The sequence below is a fragment of the Pseudomonas mandelii genome, from assembly GCF_900106065.1.
In the GTDB taxonomy this organism is placed as follows: domain Bacteria; phylum Pseudomonadota; class Gammaproteobacteria; order Pseudomonadales; family Pseudomonadaceae; genus Aquipseudomonas; species Aquipseudomonas mandelii.
The window spans coordinates 3,378,285-3,397,195 of record NZ_LT629796.1; the positions used below are offsets into that span (position 1 = coordinate 3,378,285).

Genomic DNA, 18,911 nt, shown 5'->3' on the forward strand with positions numbered 1-18,911 from the left:
AAGATATGCCCAAAAAAAGGCCGCGATCCATTGGATCGCGGCCTTTTTAATGCCTTCGATTAACGCAAATCAAACCGCGTCCAGCTCCGGCTCATCTGCTTCAACGCTGACCACAGCCTTCACCTCATCATGACGACGGATGTACTTCCAGTCCGCCTCATCGATGTAGATCCCGTTTGGCCCACTGCCACCTTCCAGGTCGATCGCCACACTGGCGCAAACCTGCGGTTTCACACTCGCCAGGATCGGCACAAAGCCCAGTTGCAGGCTGGTTTCCAGCAACGCTGCCTGGTTCTTCTCGTCGATGTCCGCCGCCTCGTCGAGGTAGTACGGCAGGCGCACGCGACCGGCTTGATCACGGTCCATCAAGTGCAGCAACAAGTACATGTTGGTCAGCGCCTTGATGGTCATCGTGGTGCCGTTGGAGGCCGCGCCATCGATGTCAGTGTGGATAACCGGCTGGCCGTTAACCTTGGTGATCTCGAACGCCAGTTCGAACAAGTCCTTGAGGCCCAGCTGGTTGTGGTTAGCCGCCACCAGACGGGCCAGGTATTCCTTGGCTTCTTCGTTCTTGTTGTCCTGATCGGCGCTTTGGCTCAGGTCGAAGACCGAAAGGGTTTCGCCTTCCTCGTACTGACCGGCGCTGTGGATGATCTGGTCGATGTGCTTGAGGGCTTCCTTGTTCGGCGCGAGCACGATGCGGAAGCTCTGCAGGTTGGAGACCTGACGTTTGTTGATCTCGCGGTTGAACAGCGCCAGTTGATGCTCAAGGCTGTCGTAGTCGCTGCGGATGTTGCGCAGGGTCCGGGCGATGTCGGTCACCGCCGCACGGCGCGCTTTGGCGAGGGTCAGCGCTTCGTCGGTGCGGTGCGCGTAAGCGTTGATCAGCAGTTGCAGGCGACGCTCCATATCGTCTTCGCTGTCGAACTTGGCCACGCCCTTGAGGCGAACCTGCGCATAAAGCGCCTCGATCTGGCCGTCGCTGCGCTGCAAACCCTGCCAGCTGTCCTGATAGTCGTTGAGCAGCGGCAGCAGGTTGTCCATGGAATCATCGATCGGGTCCATGAACGGCGTACCGAACGGCAGGTCTGCGGGCAACAGCTGACGGCGGCGCAGAGCGTCGTCTAGGGTGCGTTGCTTGGCTTCCATGTCGCCGATCTGCCGGCCGACCAGTTGCAGCTTGGCGGACAGTTGCTGGACGCGCTCGGTGAAGGCATCGCTGGAACGCTTCAATTCGTCCTGCGCCGCTTCCATCTGCGCCAGTTGCTCCAGCTTGTCGCCTTCTTCGGCGCTCAGGGTTTGTGCACGGCGGAAATCTTCCAGGGCTTTTTGCGCATCCAGCACTTGCTGGTACAGCGCTTCGGTCTGGGTCTTGCTCGCTGCGCGGTCGGCGACCACGGCAGCCTGGGTTTTCAGTTGCTTGAGTTCTTTCTCCAGGCGGTCTTTCTGATCGCGCAATGCCGCGCGGTCGGCCAGGGCTTGCAGGGCTGGCGGCTCAATGTGCGAGATGTCGATGGTCAGGCCTGGTACTTCGAAACGCTCGCCTTTGAAGCCGTCGAGGATCAGCTCCAGGGATTTGACCCACTGACCGTCCTCATCCAGCGTAATGCCATGCTCACCCAGCGGCAGGCTGAACAGCGCGCTGTTGAACAGACGCATCAAACGCTCAACGTCCTGCTGCGAGAACTCTTCGCGCAGACGGGCGTAGCTGTTGTTGTCGGCGTGATCGAGTTGCTGTTTCACCGATTTCAGGCGTTTTTCCAGGTCCCGCAGACGTTCTTCGAGGTCTTCGGCAGAGAACTGCCGCGACTGGGCCAGCGCACCGGCCAGTTCATCGTGCGCGTCCTTGGCCGCGAGCAGTTGCTGCTCCAGCACTTTGACGTCATCGACCAACGCGAAGCGATTCTTCAACGCCGAGAGTTCGCCGAGCCAACGCTGTATGCCGGTGATTTCCCGCTCCAGGCGCATCAACTCCTGAGTGCCGCCACGCTGATCGTTTTGCAGCGCGTCCTGTTCGTTGCGGTAGTGCTCGGCCTGAATCGTCAGCTCTTCCTTGCGCGCACTGGCGTAATCCGACCAAGTGCCGAGCAGCGAGTCGAGCAACGGCGAGATCCGGTGCAACTTGCCGCGCAGAATATTGCGCTGGGTCACGCCAGCGGCAAGGGCTTCAACCAACGGGCCGGCGGTGACCAGCGAGTTGTAGTCCTGCTCCATGCGGCGTACATCGCGGAACGCTTCTTCGCACGCGGCAATGTAATCGACGCTGCCGGAACGCAAGCTGTGTTCAAACGCATCGAGGAACAGTTGCTTGAGCTTGGCCGCGGTGATTTCGCGCATGTGCAGCAAGTTGATGAACAGTGCGCGGAACGTCTTCAGGCTCTGCTCGCTGGTGGAGCGCAGCGGGATCAGGGTCAGGTCCAGCGGGATTGAGGTGTGACCGCCGACCAGCAAGCGACGCAGCTCATCCGGCTTGAGTTCATAAGCTTTCAGGCCCTCACGCTCAAGGTTGGTGAACAGCTCTTTCTGGCGCAGGCAGGTGTCGTTCTTCTGGTAATGCGCCAGGTCCAGTTTGCCGGCGTAGGCAAAGAACTGGTGACCGAAACCACCGCCCGGGCCGCGCCCGACCACGCCGATTACGTGCGGGCCGTGGGGCAGCGAGACTTCGACCAGGATGTAACTGGTGTCCGAGGCGAAGTAGAAACGACGGGATTGTTCCAGGCTGTACTTGCCGAAACTCATGTCCGACATGCGCGCCAGAATCGGAAACTGCAACGCGTTGATCGAGGCGGATTTACCGAGGTTGTTCGCGCCGTAGACCGACAACGGTTCTTCCAGCGGGAACAGGCCGAGGCTGTAACCGGCGGTGTTCAAAAGGGCAAAGCGGCGAATTCCGTAGCGTTCCTTGCTCATGCGTCGGTCTCCTGTTCTTCTGCAATGGCGCGGGCCATGGCGTCTTCTTCACTTTCTTCTTCGAAGTCACTCAGATCGAGCGGATCATCGGTTTGCAGCAGTTTTTCGTCGCTGTCGTCATCGATCAGCACCGGAACCGGCAGCGGTAAGACGCTGTGCAGGCTGGCCGCCAGATCGCGGTCTTGTTGAACCGACAGGCAAACGTCGAGGAAACGATGCATCGGCGGCAGGAAGCGGTAGATGCCGTTTTCTTCGCCGGCAAAACCGAGCTGGGTCATGCGGCGCATGATTTTTTCTTCGAGTTCTTCCACGGTCTGCACTTCGGCCTGGATGAACAGGTCGCGGTATTTTTCCAGCAAGGACGGCAATTCATCGCGGCCGAGGCTGCCACCGTCGAGCACGGCGACCGGGTCACGGCCCTGATCCGCCAAGTGCTCGACGAGGATGAAGGTGAACAACGCCAGACGTTGCGCAGTCTTGTTCACCGCTGCCGCCGCAAGGTCCGGCACGAAGTAATAGAAACCACGGGTGTCGCAGACCAACTCATAGCCCAGCGCCCTGAACAGCGTGCGGTACTGGTCCTGGAAGTTCGACAGTTGCGCGTACAACTCCGGGTCGCGGCGGCTGACGTGGTAGCCCTTGAACAGCTCGCGAAAGATCGGCGCCAGTTGGGACAGTTCGGATAGATCAAGATGCATGTGGGGTGCTCGCAGAATCCTCGGCGGCGGTGTCGCGGGCCGAGAGCAGGGCGAAGGAGCGCAGGCTGACCTGATGCTCGTGAGTGTGGTAATCGCGGCGTTCCAGACGCTCGCGTGTGAAGCGTTTTTCCCGCGACAGGCGCGAGAACCAGTAAAGCAATTCGTCGGTGGCGCCGTCCGGCTCCTGCTCCAGCAGCCAGGTCATCAGGTCCGGCATCGGCAGGGCGTTTTCGCAGCGTTCGAGCATTTCCCGAACCGTGCGTGGCGCGCGCGGCGCTTCGCCTTTCTGCGTTTTGTGGGCCTTGGGGAAGCGCGCCGGTTTCGGCTCGAATCGGGCCAGCGCATAAACGTAGGCTTCGACCTGACTGGCGCTGCCGAGGAAGGTGCTTTGCGGGCGGGTGAACATCGGCATCGCCGCTTGCGGCACCGCATCGATGCCTTTGCGACGAATGGCCGACAAGGCCAGCGCAGCGCCTCGGGTCACGGCGTTGTGTCGACGGGCTTCTTCACGCAACGGCAGCAGCAATTCGCGGGCGTGGCGCAGGGTCAGTTGGGCGCTGGTCTGCATTTCGAGGATGCGTGCGTGAGTACGCAGCAGCATGTCGTCGTCGACCAGGTGACCGAGGCGCTGTTGTTCGGTGAGCATGCGCAGCAGGACGTTCTCGACCTTGCGCACGCCTTGCTCGAAGGCGCCGTCGGCGTTCACCAACTGAATCATCGGCTCGACGTATTCGTCCCAGGTCGCCAGTACTTCGGCGTAACGCTGACGCAGCGGGATCTGCCGGTCGCTGGTCTTGGCGCGTTCGGCGACGGCCACCAGGGCCTGTTCGTCGTTGGCGAGTTTCTTCAATACATCGCGTACGCGCATGTCGAGCAAACGCAATTGGCGCGCCAGATCGTGGCCATCGCGAATGTCGAAAGCGTCCTGGATATAACCGGCCAGACGTTCGAGGTGGCGAAGATACGCTTCGATTTCCAGGCACAGGCCCAGACGGTGCTCACGGCGCAGGTAAGCGAGGAAGTCGTGGATCTGCGCATTGAGCTCGAAACGGTTCGGGCTTTTTGCCACGGGAACCAGAATGTCGAGGCGGATCCACACGTCCAGCAGGCTGGTGATGTCCTGCGGCGTACTGTCGAGTTGCTGGGCGGCCAACTGTGAACGCAGTTCGTTGAGGCTCAATGTGCCTTGGTCGAAGTGCTCGCACAGTGGCTCCAGAAGTGCCCAGTGTTCAGCGAGGGCGCGCAAGACGCGCTTGGGTTCGATCATCGGAATGGCCGGCTGGTTGGCGATTAAAAGCCGCGATTGTACTGCATCGGGACCGATGCGATTCACTCTCGGGACGGGCTGTCGCTGTTTCTAAGGGAAAGAGTATCGATCAAGCGCGGGCGATCTTGAGCGAAGGGCGGTAGAATCAGCGCACTTTAGTTATCCACAAGTGGCCGACCTTTGCTAATCGAGTCCCGTCGCCGCGCCTATTTGACTGCCATGCAGGTGGTCAACTGGCTGCCGCGCACTGAATTGCCCTTTGCCGCGCCATCGCGTCCCGAGCTGATGGAGATGCCGGAGCCGTTGGTCGTCGCGCCGGTGGTGCCTGCCTCTGTGCCAGCACCTGCCGCTGCGCCAGTGGTGGCACCGACGGAGCGCGTCAAGATCGAGGTGCCGCGGCCATCGCTGGCCAGCACCCGCACGAACGCCAAGGTCGAAGAAGACGCCGCGCCGGTCGTCGCCAAGTCTGTGCCAGTGCCGCCACCGCGTTTTTCCCTGCAATTGCTGCGCGCTGGTCGGTGCCTGCTATTGGTCGAGTTACCCACAGGCGAAACGTTCCAGACCCGCGATCCAGCCTATCTGCTGCTCAAAGACATGCTGCGCGCCGCCGGTCTGCCGGACAGCCCGCAGATCATCGGCGAGCCGGTGCGCTGGCCGCTGTTGGCCCGGGGCACCATGGATCAGGGGCCGGAAGCCGCTCGGGACTTCGTGCAAGGTTTTCTCTCGGCCCGGCTGGAAGACGCTCCGTGCGTTTGCGTGTGGCTGATCGGCCTGCCAGCGGTGCGTTTTGCCGGTGAGGCGAACGCCGAATCCTTCAACCGTGAACTCCAGGTCGAAGGCCTGGGCTCGGTCTGGGCCCTGCCGGGCCTGGAATTATTAATGGAAGAGCCACAGCGTAAGGCTGATGTCTGGCAAGCCATGCGTCGGCTGATGGCGCGCTGGAAAGAATCAAATGAGTGACGCTGTATCGTTCCGCCCGATGACCGAGGCGGACCTGGACGCTGTACTGAAAATCGAATACGCGGCGTACAGCCATCCCTGGACCCGCGGGATTTTTCTGGATGGGCTGGGCAAGTACCAGATCTGGCTGATGTTCGAAGGGCAGCAACAGGTCGGTCACGGCGTGGTGCAGATCATTCTGGATGAAGCGCATCTGCTCAACATCACCGTCAAGCCCGAGAATCAGGGCCGTGGGCTGGGTTTGACGCTGCTGGAGCATTTGATGTCCCGGGCGTATAACGCCAAGGCGCGGGAATGTTTTCTGGAAGTGCGCGACAGCAACCGTGGCGCGTTCAAGTTGTATGAGCGTTATGGGTTTAACGAGATTGGGCGGCGGCGGGATTACTACCCCGCGGTGGGAGGGCGGGAAGATGCCGTGGTCATGGCCTGCACTTTGGTCGACTGAGCCTTTTTGAAGCTTCGCGGGCAAGCCTCGCTCCTACAGGACTGGTGTCTTACCCATCCCGTAGGAGCGAGGCTTGCCCGCGAAGGCGTCCTGACTGACATCTACGATCAACGATTACCGTCCATCGGATCCCGCCGCGCCATCTCCGCCTCATCCAGCCCATTGCCCCCGCCAATATCGTCTTCATCGACAATACTCAAATCCCAATCCGCCTGATTGCCCTCACCGGCCTCATGGGCATCCCGCGCACCGTCTTCACGGATCAACGTTTCCGGGCTCATGTCATCATCTGTAGACTCATGGTCATCGGTCGAGGCCCCCGTCATGCCCGCTTCACGCACACGTTCCCGAGGCATCAGCCGTTCGCGCTCGGTTTCCGGCAGTTCGTCGCCTATTTTCGCGCTGGGTTCTTCCTCGTCGAAATCCAGTTCATGCATCGAACCCATGCGGTCTTCGTTGTCGTCGATGGGCTCGGGCTGCACCGCATCGTACGGACGTCGTGAATCAGTCATGGCAATTCCTCATACTGTGGGCCTTACTAGGGTGGACCCGCTGAACTCCTGAGAATTCCACCCGGCATTACTTGCATCAAGCGCGTGACCCCGACGGGCGGTTGTCTGTCAAACCAGCGCATCATTCTTGAGGCTTTACAGCATGAACGAATTACAAGATCTGATTGATAACAACGAACGCTGGGCCGAGGCGATCAAACAGGAAGATCCGGACTTCTTCTCCAAGCTGGCTCGCCAACAGACGCCGGAATACTTGTGGATTGGCTGTTCCGACGCCCGGGTGCCTGCCAACGAGATCGTCGGCATGCTGCCCGGCGACCTGTTCGTCCACCGCAACGTGGCCAACGTGGTGCTGCACACTGACCTCAACTGCCTGTCGGTGATTCAGTACGCGGTCGACGTGCTCAAGGTCAAACACATCCTCGTCACGGGCCACTACGGCTGCGGCGGTGTGCGCGCTTCGATGCAGGATCGCCAGCTGGGCCTGATCGACGGCTGGCTGCGCTCGATCCGTGATCTCTATTACGAGAAGCGCGAAGAACTGGCCGGGTTGCCGACCGAAGAAGAGCGGGTCGACCGTCTCTGCGAGCTCAACGTGATCCAGCAAGTGGCCAACGTCGGCCATACCAGCATTGTGCAAAACGCCTGGCATCGTGGGCAGAACCTGTCGATCCATGGTTGCATCTACGGCATCAAGGATGGCCGCTGGAAAAGCCTGAACACGACCATCAGCGGTTTTGAGCAATTGCCGCCGCAGTACCGACTGCGTCCGGTCGAAACGCTGTAAAACGGTTCAACAGAGACTGCGCCGACGCCAGTGGTGGAAATACAACTGGCCGTCGGCGTTCGGCTGTTCATCGTAGCCGCAGATCCAGCCTCGACACTCCGGGGACCCGCACTGACAGGCGAACTGGCGCAGCAGTTTGTCTTCGGTCGTGGCGTAATCCATCGTCAGTTTGTCGCCTTTATTAATATCCGTCAGTGCCCACAACCACATTTCGCTCATGTCGAGAAAGACATTGGGGTCGCAGGAGTGCCTCAGCAGCCCGCTGAAGTGTGGGTCGTAGACGTGGATACCAGGCGCCAGTTGCCGGGTATGTCGATGGCGAAAAGGCAAGAGATGCCCCGACACGCGGCAGATTCGGCTGATCTGTGGGAATTCGCGCAGGGCTACGATGGCCGCGGCCAACCCACTCGCGTTGTAGATAATCTCGAAATCGACCCGGGAAGGAAATACAAGGCCTGGCGGTAGCTCCGGGAATGGATAGAATCCATCGGGAGCTTGCGCCAGGGGCCCGTGCAGGGAATTAGGTTTCATAACGATCCTTGTCGGCAGCGCGTTGCGACTTCCCAACTGACGTCCTGTCAGCCCTGCAACACAGGGGGTTACCTCAAGATCTCGCAAATGAACGACGGGTCTACTGTCAGAACTGACAGAAGGAAAGTGCGCTTTTGCGCGTAAGCCTTCGCTCACACGCAAACGTGCAAGGGCGTTTACAGCGCAGGCGCCGGAGCCGCAGTCACAGGTGCCGGGGCTTGCAGCTGTTTGAGCTCGGACTGGATCGGCGTCGTCGCGCATTTGGCCACGGCTTGTTCAGGCGTCAGGTTACGGATCGAGGTGTAGAACAGCTCGCAGGTTTTTTCTTTCTGGGTCACTTGCCACGTCTGTGTGCAGCCTTTCAGCTGAGCGGTCGGGTCGGTCCCGGGTTTGCTGCCCATACCGGCCTGCCAGCAGGCGGCGCTCAAATCCTGGCCCATGACTTTCAGGCCCGCGGCATCGGCCTTGGCCTGAGCATCGTCGCCGGTGTAGCTCTCTGGGTTGGCGGCGTACCAGATGTAGCTCGGGTGGTTGGAGCCCAGCACCGGCACCTTCACCCCGGCGCTCGGGCTGATCGTGGCCAGACCCAGCACATTCACGGTCGGCCCGTATTGCTGCTTGATCCAGTTACGCACCGGTGCGCCAAACGCGACCATCGGCAACGTGGCACCGCTGGCGTTCTGGCTGACTTCCTTGACCATGGTGGTCTGGTAGTCCTTGAAGTAGTCGTAGACACCTTCCAGATCCTTGCCTGCACTGGCCGGCGCCGCAATCGGCGCGATATCAATGATGGTCTGGTAACCCGGCGTCTGATCGGCGGGGATACCGTTGTCGGTCAGCAGCGTGGCCCAGCGATCCGTGGTGGCGGAGCGCAGGTAATCCTGGGCCTGTGTCAGGGAGTAATCCGGCGGGAAATGCAGCAGCTCGACGCTCTTGCGGTTTTCCAGGGCCATGCCCAGTGGCAGGAACAGATACCAGCTGTAAGCCCACTTGCCATCAACGTTGAGCTTTTTGGCGCCCGTGTAGGCCAGATCACCGGCATTGAGCAGCGCGGACAACGGTTTTTCGTAACCCTTCGGCACGCCGCTGATGTCGGCGTAGAGCTGACCGTTATCGGTTTTGACCCGCACTTTCGCAGTGCTGTAGCCATCGCGCTGTACGCTTTGGGTCAGGTAGTGCTCGACGGTTTGCTCAAGCGTCCAGTTGCGGAAGCAGACGACGTTGCAGTTGTTGGGGTAGGCGAACAGCCGCGTGACGCGTTCGGTGCTGCCCAGTTTCAGATCGACATTGGCGTGGGCGGCGGCGCTCAGGGTAAGGGCCGCGAGGGTAAGTCCTGTCAGTTTGAACATGCTCAGATCCTTTTCAGCGTGGGCCGCGTTGATCGCGGGCGATAGTTACTTAAGCAGATCGGCCGGCAATCGCTCACCTGAACATCAAATGAGTCAGGTGATATTCCGGGAAATACATCCGACACACGAAGATGACGCCGACCATCACCAGCAAAAACACCAACTGCAACGGACTGAAGTGCGCCCAATGCAGCGCCGTCAGCCAGGGACGCCGAGCGGCCAGTTCAGGATCGAGCTGACCGATACGGCGTTTGTGCAAGAGACCGATCAGCATGAAACCGACATAAGTCGCCATGCCCGGCCAACCCAACAGAAGCCCGAACAGCAACGTGAGGACGGCTTGCGGAACACCGTGTCGCATCACCAACCAACGGGTATCCGGGTTCCAGTGGCGGGGGACCAGGCCTTCGGTCAGCCACAGGTCCTGGACAACGACATGCGAGATGATCGGCACCCACCAACTCATGGCGAAACGGAAGAACCAGACCGGCACGCAGGCGAATGCCAACGGGATAAATATCATTGGGATGCTGATGCTGAAGCCTTTGGATTTGTATTCGGTCGGGAAATAAAACAAAAACAGCGCCAGTGCGATGCCCGCCCAGACACGCACCCAGGTTTCGTCGGCGATGGGGCGCGGCAGGAAACGTCGCCAGTGAAAAACATCGGCGTGGGGCAACCGTAAGCGCAATTGCGGGTAACGCCACTTGAGGGTTTGCGCAAGGTCATGACAGGCCTGCCATTCGTTTTGGCCAAAGCCGTCGATCATTTTCTTCTGTTGGCCAGGCTGCATCGGATTCATCAGCAAGTGCGCGGCTTGAACGTCAGCGGCCCAGGTCCGGTTGTCTTGGGCCTTGGCCTGCAGGCTTGCGTAGAAGCTTTCCTGATTGCAGCGCTCAATCAGTGCCTGCCAGAGCGACGTCGGTTCAGGATGAATGCCTTTTTTATCGTCCCAGCCAAACACCTGACCGACGCGATCGAACAGTGGCAGGCTCCATTCGGTGTCGTTGAACAATTGCAGGAGGATCCGCTGCCACTCCTGACGTCGATCGAACACCTGCAGCCAGGGTTGCACGGTGTAACTTTTGAGCTGTGTCAGGAATTCCCGCTCCTTGCCGGTTTCGAGCAACTCCTGCAATGCCTGCCGATAATCCTGCAGCAAGCCGCTGGCGAGAGCGTCTCGCTGCCAATCGGTCATTTCGACGTTTTGCCAGGGCGCGAGCCAATCGAGGTGCTGGACCGCCCAGGCGGCAATCGAATTGCGCAAGCCCGGATGATCGAAGCACAACGCCAGCAATCGCTGCTCAAACGCCTTGGCGCAGTGCTGTTGTTGCGCTTGGGCCCAGCGCTCGGACAGATTCTGCTCGGAGAGTCCGTCGAGCAAGGCGCGCGCCGCGAGTTCGTCCGGCGCTGCAACCGGTTCGTGAAGGGGCTGGGGGGTGGACGGTGCAAGGTTCAGCGAGCGCAGAGGGGGCGGACTTTCAAGGCTCAAGGGCCGAAGTGGAGGCGGATTTTGAAGGCTCAACGGACGCACGCCGAGCACATCGGACCCTGCCTGGAGGTCGGTGTGATTGGGCTTCTCGACAATGTCGACCGTTGCGACTTCATGTTCTTCGGCGGCGTATTCGGCTCGCCATTGCGCAACACCCAGCGCCTGCTCATAGGCTTCACGCAAGCGCTGAAAGCCTTCGGGATCTTCATCGGGCCGGAAGGTTTTCAGCAGCCTTGCATAGCTTCGCTTGAGGGTGCGCGCATCAGCGTCTTCGGGCAGTTCCAGCACAGACCAGCAATCCATATTGCTGCTCCTTAGTGCCAGAGACCGTTGTCCAGCGTGCCCAGTTGCTGGGTCAGTTCACTGCGCGCTTCACGGATCCGCCGTTCATCCTGCGAATCAAGCACGTGCTGAAACTGTTTGGCCCAATGAGCAATCTGTTCACGCGTCTGCCCCAGACTTTCCTGATAGAGACGCTCAAGACGTGCGGTCAACACCGTATTGACCTGCTGATCGCGCGGATGAATCTTCAACAGCGCCAGGCCCTCCAGGCGTTGCTGAATCTCTTCGGGTGTGAGCACGCCGGGGTTGTTTTCGATGACCAGCGAATGCTTGTCGCCCGTCAGGGGGATGACCACCTGGGCTTCGAGCAAACCGTTGTTGTCGTAGGTGAAACGCACGTCGAGGGCGACTTCGCCGGCCTTGCGTTTCGGCACTTTGATGTCCAGTTCGCCCAATGCCACGTTGTCTTTGACCAGACGGCTTTCGCCCTGAAAGATCTTCAGCAGCACGTGCTCTTGGTTATCTTGCAATGTGTACACCGTCTTGACCCGGCTCACCGGCACGATGCTGTTGCGCTCGATGATCGGCAAGTAATGCCCGCTTTCGTACTGCTGGCCGATTTGGGTCGAAGTCTCGATGCCCAATGTGTAAGAACAGACGTCGGTCAGCACCACTTCTTCCAGCGCGGCGGAGCGTGCTTTCAAGGCAGCCTGGATCGCCGCACCGTGGGCCACGACTTCGTCCGGATCGAGACTGATCGAAGGGAAACGCCCAAACAGGCCGGCCGCCAGTTTGCGCACCAGCGGCATGCGCGTCGTACCGCCTACCAGCAGGATTTCGTCGAGATCACTGACCCGAATCCGCGCGTCTCTCAGGGCCCGCTCGATCGGTGTGCGCAGGCGTTCGAGCAGCGGCGTGTAGAGCGTGGCCAATTGCGCTTGGGTGATGGTTTGCGTCCATTGCTGGCCGTCGACCCGCAGGCTGAATTCGGCGCTGCTGTCCTGGCCCAGGGCTTTGCGCACGCGCTCGGCCTCGCGACGCAAAGGCTGGATGATGCTGTTGCGGTCAGGAAAGTTGTCGGTGTTGCGATGGTGCTCAAGGAAATGCTCAAGCAGCACGCTGTCGAAATCTTCACCACCCAGGAAGTTGTCGCCCGCGCTGGCGCGCACTTCCATGACCCCGTCGAAGAGCTCCAGGATCGACACGTCGAAGGTGCCGCCGCCGAGGTCGAACACCAGGAACGAAGTTTCCTTGTCCCGTTGATGCAGCCCATACGCCAGCGCCGCAGCGGTTGGCTCGTTGATCAGTTTTTCAACCTTCAGACCCGCCAGCTCACCGGCAATGCGCGTGGCCTTGCGCTGGGCATCGCTGAAGTAGGCCGGCACGCTGATCACCGCTTCATGCACGGTTTCGCCGAAGGCCCGCTCGACGTCTTCCTTCAGGCTCTTGAGCACCAGCGCCGAAAGCTCCTCGGGACGGAATGACCGGTCTCCCAGACGCACTTCCGTAGCGCTGCCCATGTGCCGCTTGAACAGCGAAGCGGTCTGGCGCGGGTGAGTGTGCAAACGCTCGCGGGCAGCCTGGCCGACCAGAACCCGGCCCTGATCATCGAGACCCACCACGCTGGGAGTGAGGAACTGGCCGAGTGCATTGGGCACCAACTCGCTGGACTCCCCGCGCCAGACGGCAACGAGGCTGTTGGTGGTTCCCAGGTCAATCCCTACGATCATGGCGATGAACTCCCTTTCCGGCCTGCAAAAAGTTGATACAGATAATATTCGCGCAAGGATATTACCGGAGCAGCGGGACGGTAAAGGAAAGTAGTGGCACTGAGCTATTATTTGCGGCGGGACGTGGTTTGGTCCGAAAGCGTGGGATGTGACAGAGGGTTACAAGAGGTGCAGTGTCTACCGTTCTCGAGCACTGCTAGACTGGCGCAGTATTGGACTTGGCAAAGGTCACCCATGAAACCTTCTACTGCACTGGATCTAAAACGAGCAGCCGTCCGCGAGGTCGTCGGTCGATTTCGTACGTCCAACCCTCGTGTATTTGGTTCCGCGTTACTCGGGACAGATAAAGAAGGGAGTGACCTTGATTTACTGGTGGACGCTCTCCCAGGGGCCACGCTTTTCGATCTCGGAGGGCTTCAAGTCGAGCTCGAAGATTTGCTGGGGGTCAGTGTTGATCTGCTGACGCCGGGAGATCTTCCGTTGAAGTTTCGTCAGCAGGTACTCGAACAGGCTCGTCCCGTATGACTGTTAACCGTCTCGCAGATTACCTTGACCATATGCGGCAAGCCGCAAGCGATGCGCTGATTTTTGTCGAAGGCTTGAGTAAAGAAGAGTTTTCCGAAGACAAACGTACCCAGCAAGCTGTGATCATGAGCCTCATCATTATTGGTGAAGCAGCCACCAAAGTAATGGATGGCTATGCGGATTTTGCGAGCGAAAATTCACAAGTGCCATGGCGCAGCATGCGAGGTATGCGCAACCGCATTGCTCACGGCTATTTCGATATCAATCTCGAAGTGGTGTGGGATACCGTTCAGACGGCCTTGCCTGAGTTGTTGAAGGTTTTACCCTCCGATCAAATCTGATTGCACCTGCTTTGCACAGGTGCAATCAACTTCGTTTACGGCATCACCGGCGGCGTATACGTCAGCGTCGTCCCCAGCGCCCACAGCAAAAACAGCACCAGCGGCGTGTGCACCAGCAATTGCACGAACGAGAAGCCAATCAAGTCCCGCGCCTTCAACCCAAGCACGCCCAGCAGCGGCAGCATGTAGAACGGGTTGATCAGGTTCGGCAGGGCTTCAGCCGCGTTGTAGATTTGCACGGCCCAACCCAGGTGGTAATTCAGGTCGGTGGCCACCTGCATGACATAAGGCGCTTCGATGATCCATTTGCCGCCGCCGGATGGAATGAAGAAACCGAGAATCGCCGAGTAAACGCCCATCAGCAGCGCATAAGTGTCGTGGGACGCAATGCTGACGAAGAAGGTCGAGATGTGGTGGGCCAGGGTCTGCGCGTCAGTACCTTTGACCGTGGTCATCAGCGCAGCGATCGAGCCGTAGAGCGGAAACTGGATTAGCACGCCGGTGGTGGTCGGCACCGCTCGGGATACGGCATCGAGGAAGCTGCGCGGGCGCCAGTGCAGCAGCGCGCCGAGCATGATGAACAGGAAGTTGTAAGTGTTCAGGCCCGAGATCGCGCTGATCGCCGGTTTAGTCGAAAACTCGTGGAACAACCACCCCGCTGCCAGCAGCACCAGCAAAATCGTCAGCAACGGGCTGTGCTCCAGCCATTCGCCGGGGCGGGTGCGCGGTTGCAGCGGTGGCAGGTTGAAGCTCGGGTCGATGCCGCAGGCTTCGGCGTCGCGGGCTGTTTTCGGCCCCGGCGCGGTGGCGTAGGCGATGATCAGCGAAATCACGATCAGTGCCAGCAGCATGACGCCGGACTGCCAGAGAAAAATGGTCTGGGTGAACGGAATGACGCCGGTGATCGACAGAATCGAGGGTGGCAGGCTGGCCGGGTTGGCCTGTAATTGCGCGGCGGACGACGACAGGCCCAAGGCCCACACGGCGCCAAGGCCCAGATACGCGGCAGCACCGGCGGCGCGGTAATCCATTTTCAGGTCGGTGCGGCGAGCGAGGGCGCGCACCAGCAGACCGCCGAACACCAGCGACAGGCCCCAGTTCAGCAGCGACGCCACCATGGAAATCAACGCGACCCAGGCCACGGCCGAGCGGCCGTTTTTCGGGATCCGGGCCAGGCGGTCGATGAGTTTTACTGCGGGCGGGGAGCTGGCGACCACATAACCGCCGATGACCACGAACGCCATCTGCATGGTGAACGGGATCAGGCTCCAGAACCCATCACCGAAAGCCATGGCCGCGTCAGTGGGTTTGGCGCCCATGAACAGGGTCGCCACGGCCACGATGATCACCGCCAGCGCGGCAAACACCCACGAGTCGGGGAACCAGCGTTCGGCAAAACTTGAACAGCGCAGGGCAAAGCGGGCGGAGCGGGTATCTTCGATATCAGCGGCCACGGGAGTACCTCAAATTTTAAGTTTATTGTGGTCTTTGGGGCGGCAAAGGCCCGTCTGGACAGGTGCCAACAGTAATTCAATCGGTCATTTTTTTGTGACGAAGATTAACCCGTCTGAGACTTTGGTCTAACGGGTTGTCGGTGGACGCGTTTGCGTAGACCATGGGCGCCTTGGTTTTTTGCCCGTGCCAGAGTTCTTTTCATGACTGCCAATACCGATTCGCGCCCGACGCCGTTCAGCCGCTCGGACTACAAGACCCTTGGCCTGGCGGCCCTTGGCGGCGCCCTGGAAATCTACGATTTCATCATTTTCGTCTTTTTCGCGCTGACCCTCAGCCAGCTGTTTTTCCCACCGGAAATGCCCGAGTGGCTGCGCTTGCTGCAAAGCTTCGGGATTTTCGTGACGGGTTATCTGGCGCGCCCATTGGGCGGCATTCTGATGGCGCATTTCGCCGACCGGCTGGGGCGCAAGAAGGTCTTCAGCCTGAGCATCCTGATGATGGCGCTGCCGTGCCTGCTGATCGGCATCATGCCGACCTACGCCCAGATCGGCTATTTCGCACCGCTGCTGCTGTTGGTCCTGCGGGTCCTGCAGGGCGCTGCGGTCGGCGGTGAAGTGCCGAGCGCCTGGGTGTTCGTCGCCGAGCACGCGCCGGCCGGGCATCGCGGTTATGCCCTGGGCTTCTTGCAAGCCGGGCTGACCTTTGGCTACCTGATCGGCGCCCTGACCGCGACCTTTCTGGCGCAGGCGTTCACCCCGACGGAAATCCTCGATTACGCCTGGCGTTACCCGTTCCTGCTGGGCGGCGTGTTTGGGGTGATTGGCGTCTGGCTACGCCGCTGGCTCAGCGAAACCCCGGTGTTCATGGCCATGCAGGCCAAGCGCGAGGCCGCTGTCGAACTGCCGCTGCGCACGGTCTTGCGCGAACATCGCCTGGCGATATTGCCAGCGATGCTCCTCACCTGCGTACTGACGTCGGCGGTGGTGGTGTTCGTGGTCATCACCCCGACCATGATGCAGAAAACCTTCGGCATGACCGCCAGCCACACGTTCGCCTTGAGTGCCTTGGGCATTGTGTTCCTGAACATCGGCTGTGTACTCGCCGGGCTGCTCGTCGATCGCATCGGCGCCTGGCGCACGGTCATGCTCTATAGCCTGCTGCTGCCGCTGGGCATCGGCGTGCTTTATACGTGCCTGATCACCGGGGGCCAATGGATCGGCTTGGCCTACGCGATTGCCGGACTCAGTTGTGGGGTCGTCGGCGCGGTGCCGTCGGTGATGATCAGCCTGTTTCCCGCGCGAATTCGCGTCTCGGGGATTTCCTTCACCTACAACATTGCCTACGCAGCGTGGGCGAGTGTCACACCGTTGTTGCTGATCGGTCTGATGCCGTGGAGTCCGTGGATTTGCGTGATCTTCAGCGCGGTGATGGGCGCGGTGGGCGTGAGCAGCGCTGCTTATTTCGGCACACGGATGCCCCGGGTTGAGCATTGCCCGGCCGCTGGCACGGCATGAACGCAAGGTCACGCAGGCGTGCCGCAACTATTTTTGTAGGACAACCCTGAAACACTCTTCAGAAAATATCCGCAAGGCCGATGGCTAGGCTGCATGCCGCTTTCCATTCCTGTCCATCGGTGCTTTCCATGTTCAACAAACGCTTGAAGCAGGAGCTGTCGGCTCTTCGCGAAGAACTCTCCAGCCTTCAGCAAGTGAAGGACAGTCTGGAAAGCGAGATGCTGGTCCTGACCCTGGATCCTGATGGACGGATTCAATTGGTCAACCAGAACTTCCTCGGCGAGATGCTCTACAAAAGCAGCGACCTGATCGGCCGGCACATTGAAGACATCGTCCCGCCCCATGTGAAATCGGACGAATTCCACCTCCGCTTCAAGGCTGCGCTGACCCGCCGTGAGCACTTTGCCGGCGCCGTGCGTTTGCTGCGGGGCAATGGCAAGGAAGCCTGGTTGCGTTCGATTGTGCAGCCCGTGTTGTCCTCGGAGGGGCGGATCAAGCACTTCTCGATTTATTCCAGCGACCTGACCCGCACCATCGAGGCGTCCCGCGAGCATGAGAACCTGATCGGCGCGCTGGTGCGTTCGACGGCGGTCATCGAGTTCGATCTCAATGGCAACGTGTTGGCGGCCAACGAGCGGTTCCTCAGCGGCATGGGTTACAGCCTGGCGCAAATCAAGGGCAAACATCACCGTACGTTCTGCGAGCCTGAAGAGTACAACAGCGCGGAATACCAGAACTTCTGGCGCCGCCTGAACGCCGGCGAATTCGTGGCAGGCCGCTTCAAGCGTGTGGACAACCACGGTCGTGTGGTCTGGCTGGAGGCGTCCTACAACCCGGTGGTGGATGCCAACAACACGCTCTACAAAGTGGTGAAATTCGCCACGGTGATTACCGATCAGGTCAATCAGGAGCAGGCGGTCGCCGAAGCGGCCAACATCGCCTACAGCACCTCCCAGCAAACCGATCAAAGCGCTCAGCGTGGAACCGCCGTGGTGACTCAGGCGGTGGACGTAATGCGTGACCTGGCCCGGCACATGCAAACCGCCGGCGAAGGCATCGAAGCGTTGAACGAGCAGTCGCTGGTGATTGGCACCATCGTCAAAACCATCAGCGGCATTGCCGAACAGACCAACCTGCTGGCGCTTAACGCGGCCATCGAAGCGGCGCGCGCCGGTGAACAGGGGCGAGGTTTTGCGGTGGTGGCGGATGAAGTCCGGCAGTTGGCGTCCCGTACCAGCCAGGCCACCGATGAAATCGTTGGCGTGGTACGCCAGAACCAGGACATGGCGCGCAATGCCGTGGCCCTGATGACCGACGGCAAACTTCAGGCTGAACAAGGCCTGGCGCTGGCGGCGGAAGCGGGCACGGTGATCGTCGAGATTCAGGACGGCGCACAGAAAGTGGTGAACGCGGTCGGGCAGTTTGCCAATCAACTGGCGACTTGATAACTGACCTCCTGGTGGAAATCGCTACAATCGGCGTTTTCCCAGGAGCAGCCCTCATGAGCGTTTCTCACCGCCGTCCGGTTCCCTTGTCCAAGGCTTATCGCTTGCTCAATCACGGGCCGACCGTGCTGGTCAGCGCGGCGCATGAAGGCAAGCGCAACATCATGGCCGCGGCCTGGGCCATGCCTTTGGACTTCGAACCGCCGAAAATCGCCGTGGTGCTGGACAAGTCCACCTGGACCCGCCAACTGCTGGAAGCGTCGGGCACCTTCGTGCTGAACGTTCCCTGCGCGGCCCAGGCCGATATCGCCCAGACTGTGGGCTCGACGTCGGGCCTGGAGCTGACTCAGGGCCAGGGCCTGGACAAGTTTCAGGTCTACGGCCTGCAGACGTTCAGTGGCGAGCTGATCGATGCGCCGATGCTTGAAGGTTGCGTCGCCTGGCTGGAGTGCCGACTGCTGCCGGAGCCCAACAACCATCAGCAATACGACCTGTTCCTGGCCGAGGTGATTGCCGCCCAGGCCGATGAGCGCGTGTTCAGTGAAGGCCGTTGGCACTTCGCGGGACACGATGCGCTACGCACCCTGCATCATGTGGCGGGCGGGCATTTCCTGACGATCGGCGAGCCGGTGGACGGCAAGACTCTGCAGCCGTAAACCGGCTGCCTT

Annotated in this window: 16 protein-coding genes and 2 pseudogenes; 9 read left to right on the top strand and 9 right to left on the bottom strand. The window is 60.3% G+C overall.

Going from position 1 to position 18,911, the window contains the following annotated elements:
• Positions 1–69 precede the first annotated feature (69 nt).
• The 3 genes from mksF to mksB are packed head-to-tail and all read right to left on the bottom strand — an operon-like array spanning position 70 to position 4,875.
• Entirely contained in the window at positions 70–2,910 is a 2,841-nt protein-coding gene (mksF, locus tag BLU63_RS15515; protein WP_083375745.1) for an Mks condensin complex protein MksF, read from the bottom strand.
• On the bottom strand, positions 2,907–3,608 hold the full coding sequence (gene mksE / locus BLU63_RS15520) for an Mks condensin complex protein MksE (RefSeq protein ID WP_077749032.1): 702 nt from the start codon (positions 3,606–3,608) through the stop codon (positions 2,907–2,909). Before mksE ends, mksF begins: the two co-directional genes overlap by 4 nt.
• On the bottom strand, positions 3,598–4,875 hold the full coding sequence (gene mksB, locus BLU63_RS15525) for an Mks condensin complex protein MksB (RefSeq protein WP_167362275.1): 1,278 nt from the start codon (positions 4,873–4,875) through the stop codon (positions 3,598–3,600). The genes mksE and mksB overlap by 11 nt, the downstream gene beginning before the upstream one ends.
• A gap of 219 nt (positions 4,876–5,094) precedes the next feature.
• Here mksB and BLU63_RS15530 point away from each other — a divergent pair, with 219 nt between their 5' ends.
• Positions 5,095–5,835: an energy transducer TonB gene (locus BLU63_RS15530; RefSeq protein WP_077749030.1), complete on the top strand. Its 741-nt coding sequence runs from the start codon at positions 5,095–5,097 to the stop codon at positions 5,833–5,835.
• Positions 5,828–6,280 (top strand): ribosomal protein S18-alanine N-acetyltransferase, encoded by a 453-nt coding sequence (gene rimI / locus BLU63_RS15535; RefSeq protein WP_077749029.1) that lies wholly within the window; start codon positions 5,828–5,830, stop codon positions 6,278–6,280. The genes BLU63_RS15530 and rimI overlap by 8 nt, the downstream gene beginning before the upstream one ends.
• Before the next feature lie 107 nt (positions 6,281–6,387).
• Here the strand turns inward: rimI and BLU63_RS15540 are convergent, their stop codons facing one another.
• Complete coding sequence (locus tag BLU63_RS15540; RefSeq protein ID WP_010458344.1) at positions 6,388–6,792, bottom strand: hypothetical protein; 405 nt, start codon at positions 6,790–6,792, stop codon at positions 6,388–6,390.
• Between the two features lie 142 nt (positions 6,793–6,934).
• Here BLU63_RS15540 and can point away from each other — a divergent pair, with 142 nt between their 5' ends.
• Positions 6,935–7,579 carry a carbonate dehydratase gene (gene can / locus BLU63_RS15545; RefSeq protein WP_010458342.1) on the top strand — a complete coding sequence of 215 codons (645 nt, stop codon included), beginning with the start codon at positions 6,935–6,937 and terminating at the stop codon, positions 7,577–7,579.
• A gap of 6 nt (positions 7,580–7,585) precedes the next feature.
• On the opposite strand, the gene BLU63_RS15550 is transcribed toward can, so the two are convergent.
• The 4 genes from BLU63_RS15550 to BLU63_RS15565 form a co-directional block, all read right to left on the bottom strand.
• Complete coding sequence (locus BLU63_RS15550) at positions 7,586–8,110, bottom strand: SET domain-containing protein-lysine N-methyltransferase (RefSeq protein ID WP_083375747.1); 525 nt, start codon at positions 8,108–8,110, stop codon at positions 7,586–7,588.
• A gap of 176 nt (positions 8,111–8,286) precedes the next feature.
• Positions 8,287–9,459, bottom strand: a complete 1,173-nt coding sequence (locus BLU63_RS15555; protein WP_077749027.1) for a hypothetical protein — start codon at positions 9,457–9,459, stop codon at positions 8,287–8,289.
• 73 nt (positions 9,460–9,532) lie between these two features.
• Positions 9,533–11,254: a J domain-containing protein gene (locus tag BLU63_RS15560; protein WP_083375748.1), complete on the bottom strand. Its 1,722-nt coding sequence runs from the start codon at positions 11,252–11,254 to the stop codon at positions 9,533–9,535.
• An 11-nt stretch (positions 11,255–11,265) separates the two neighbouring features.
• Positions 11,266–12,963, bottom strand: a complete 1,698-nt coding sequence (locus BLU63_RS15565; RefSeq protein WP_083375749.1) for a molecular chaperone HscC — start codon at positions 12,961–12,963, stop codon at positions 11,266–11,268.
• Positions 12,964–13,197: 234 nt separating this feature from the next.
• On the opposite strand from BLU63_RS15565, the gene BLU63_RS15570 reads away from it, so the two are divergent.
• Positions 13,198–13,488, top strand: coding sequence for a nucleotidyltransferase family protein (locus BLU63_RS15570; RefSeq protein ID WP_010458330.1), 291 nt, complete (start codon positions 13,198–13,200; stop codon positions 13,486–13,488).
• Positions 13,485–13,829, top strand: a complete 345-nt coding sequence (locus BLU63_RS15575) for a HepT-like ribonuclease domain-containing protein (protein ID WP_010458329.1) — start codon at positions 13,485–13,487, stop codon at positions 13,827–13,829. The genes BLU63_RS15570 and BLU63_RS15575 overlap by 4 nt, the downstream gene beginning before the upstream one ends.
• A gap of 35 nt (positions 13,830–13,864) precedes the next feature.
• On the opposite strand, the gene BLU63_RS15580 is transcribed toward BLU63_RS15575, so the two are convergent.
• Positions 13,865–15,283 carry a short-chain fatty acid transporter gene (locus BLU63_RS15580; protein WP_010458328.1) on the bottom strand — a complete coding sequence of 473 codons (1,419 nt, stop codon included), beginning with the start codon at positions 15,281–15,283 and terminating at the stop codon, positions 13,865–13,867.
• A 201-nt stretch (positions 15,284–15,484) separates the two neighbouring features.
• Between BLU63_RS15580 and BLU63_RS15585 the strand changes: the two genes are divergently transcribed.
• The 4 genes and pseudogenes from BLU63_RS15585 (at position 15,485) to BLU63_RS15595 (ending at position 18,899) form a co-directional block, all read left to right on the top strand.
• Positions 15,485–16,798 (top strand): MFS transporter, encoded by a 1,314-nt coding sequence (locus BLU63_RS15585; RefSeq protein ID WP_083375750.1) that lies wholly within the window; start codon positions 15,485–15,487, stop codon positions 16,796–16,798.
• Between the two features lie 218 nt (positions 16,799–17,016).
• A pseudogene (locus BLU63_RS33790) lies at positions 17,017–17,703 on the top strand (PAS domain-containing protein); the annotation flags it as partial.
• A gap of 102 nt (positions 17,704–17,805) precedes the next feature.
• Positions 17,806–18,243 (top strand): annotated as a pseudogene (locus BLU63_RS33795) (methyl-accepting chemotaxis protein); the annotation flags it as partial.
• Positions 18,244–18,299: 56 nt separating this feature from the next.
• Entirely contained in the window at positions 18,300–18,899 is a 600-nt protein-coding gene (locus BLU63_RS15595) for a flavin reductase family protein (protein WP_077749024.1), read from the top strand.
• Positions 18,900–18,911 lie beyond the last annotated feature (12 nt).

Excerpts from the sequence above, each read along its gene's own strand:
- mksF (WP_083375745.1), bottom strand. The coding sequence starts at position 2,910 with ATGAGCAAGGAACGCTACGGAATTCGCCGCTTTGCCCTTTTGAACACC.
- mksE (WP_077749032.1), bottom strand. The coding sequence starts at position 3,608 with ATGCATCTTGATCTATCCGAACTGTCCCAACTGGCGCCGATCTTTCGC.
- mksB (WP_167362275.1), bottom strand. The coding sequence starts at position 4,875 with ATGATCGAACCCAAGCGCGTCTTGCGCGCCCTCGCTGAACACTGGGCA.
- BLU63_RS15530 (WP_077749030.1), top strand. The coding sequence starts at position 5,095 with ATGCAGGTGGTCAACTGGCTGCCGCGCACTGAATTGCCCTTTGCCGCG.
- rimI (WP_077749029.1), top strand. The coding sequence starts at position 5,828 with ATGAGTGACGCTGTATCGTTCCGCCCGATGACCGAGGCGGACCTGGAC.
- BLU63_RS15540 (WP_010458344.1), bottom strand. The coding sequence starts at position 6,792 with ATGACTGATTCACGACGTCCGTACGATGCGGTGCAGCCCGAGCCCATC.
- can (WP_010458342.1), top strand. The coding sequence starts at position 6,935 with ATGAACGAATTACAAGATCTGATTGATAACAACGAACGCTGGGCCGAG.
- BLU63_RS15550 (WP_083375747.1), bottom strand. The coding sequence starts at position 8,110 with ATGAAACCTAATTCCCTGCACGGGCCCCTGGCGCAAGCTCCCGATGGA.
- BLU63_RS15555 (WP_077749027.1), bottom strand. The coding sequence starts at position 9,459 with ATGTTCAAACTGACAGGACTTACCCTCGCGGCCCTTACCCTGAGCGCC.
- BLU63_RS15560 (WP_083375748.1), bottom strand. The coding sequence starts at position 11,254 with ATGGATTGCTGGTCTGTGCTGGAACTGCCCGAAGACGCTGATGCGCGC.
- BLU63_RS15565 (WP_083375749.1), bottom strand. The coding sequence starts at position 12,963 with ATGATCGTAGGGATTGACCTGGGAACCACCAACAGCCTCGTTGCCGTC.
- BLU63_RS15570 (WP_010458330.1), top strand. The coding sequence starts at position 13,198 with ATGAAACCTTCTACTGCACTGGATCTAAAACGAGCAGCCGTCCGCGAG.
- BLU63_RS15575 (WP_010458329.1), top strand. The coding sequence starts at position 13,485 with ATGACTGTTAACCGTCTCGCAGATTACCTTGACCATATGCGGCAAGCC.
- BLU63_RS15585 (WP_083375750.1), top strand. The coding sequence starts at position 15,485 with ATGACTGCCAATACCGATTCGCGCCCGACGCCGTTCAGCCGCTCGGAC.
- BLU63_RS15595 (WP_077749024.1), top strand. The coding sequence starts at position 18,300 with ATGAGCGTTTCTCACCGCCGTCCGGTTCCCTTGTCCAAGGCTTATCGC.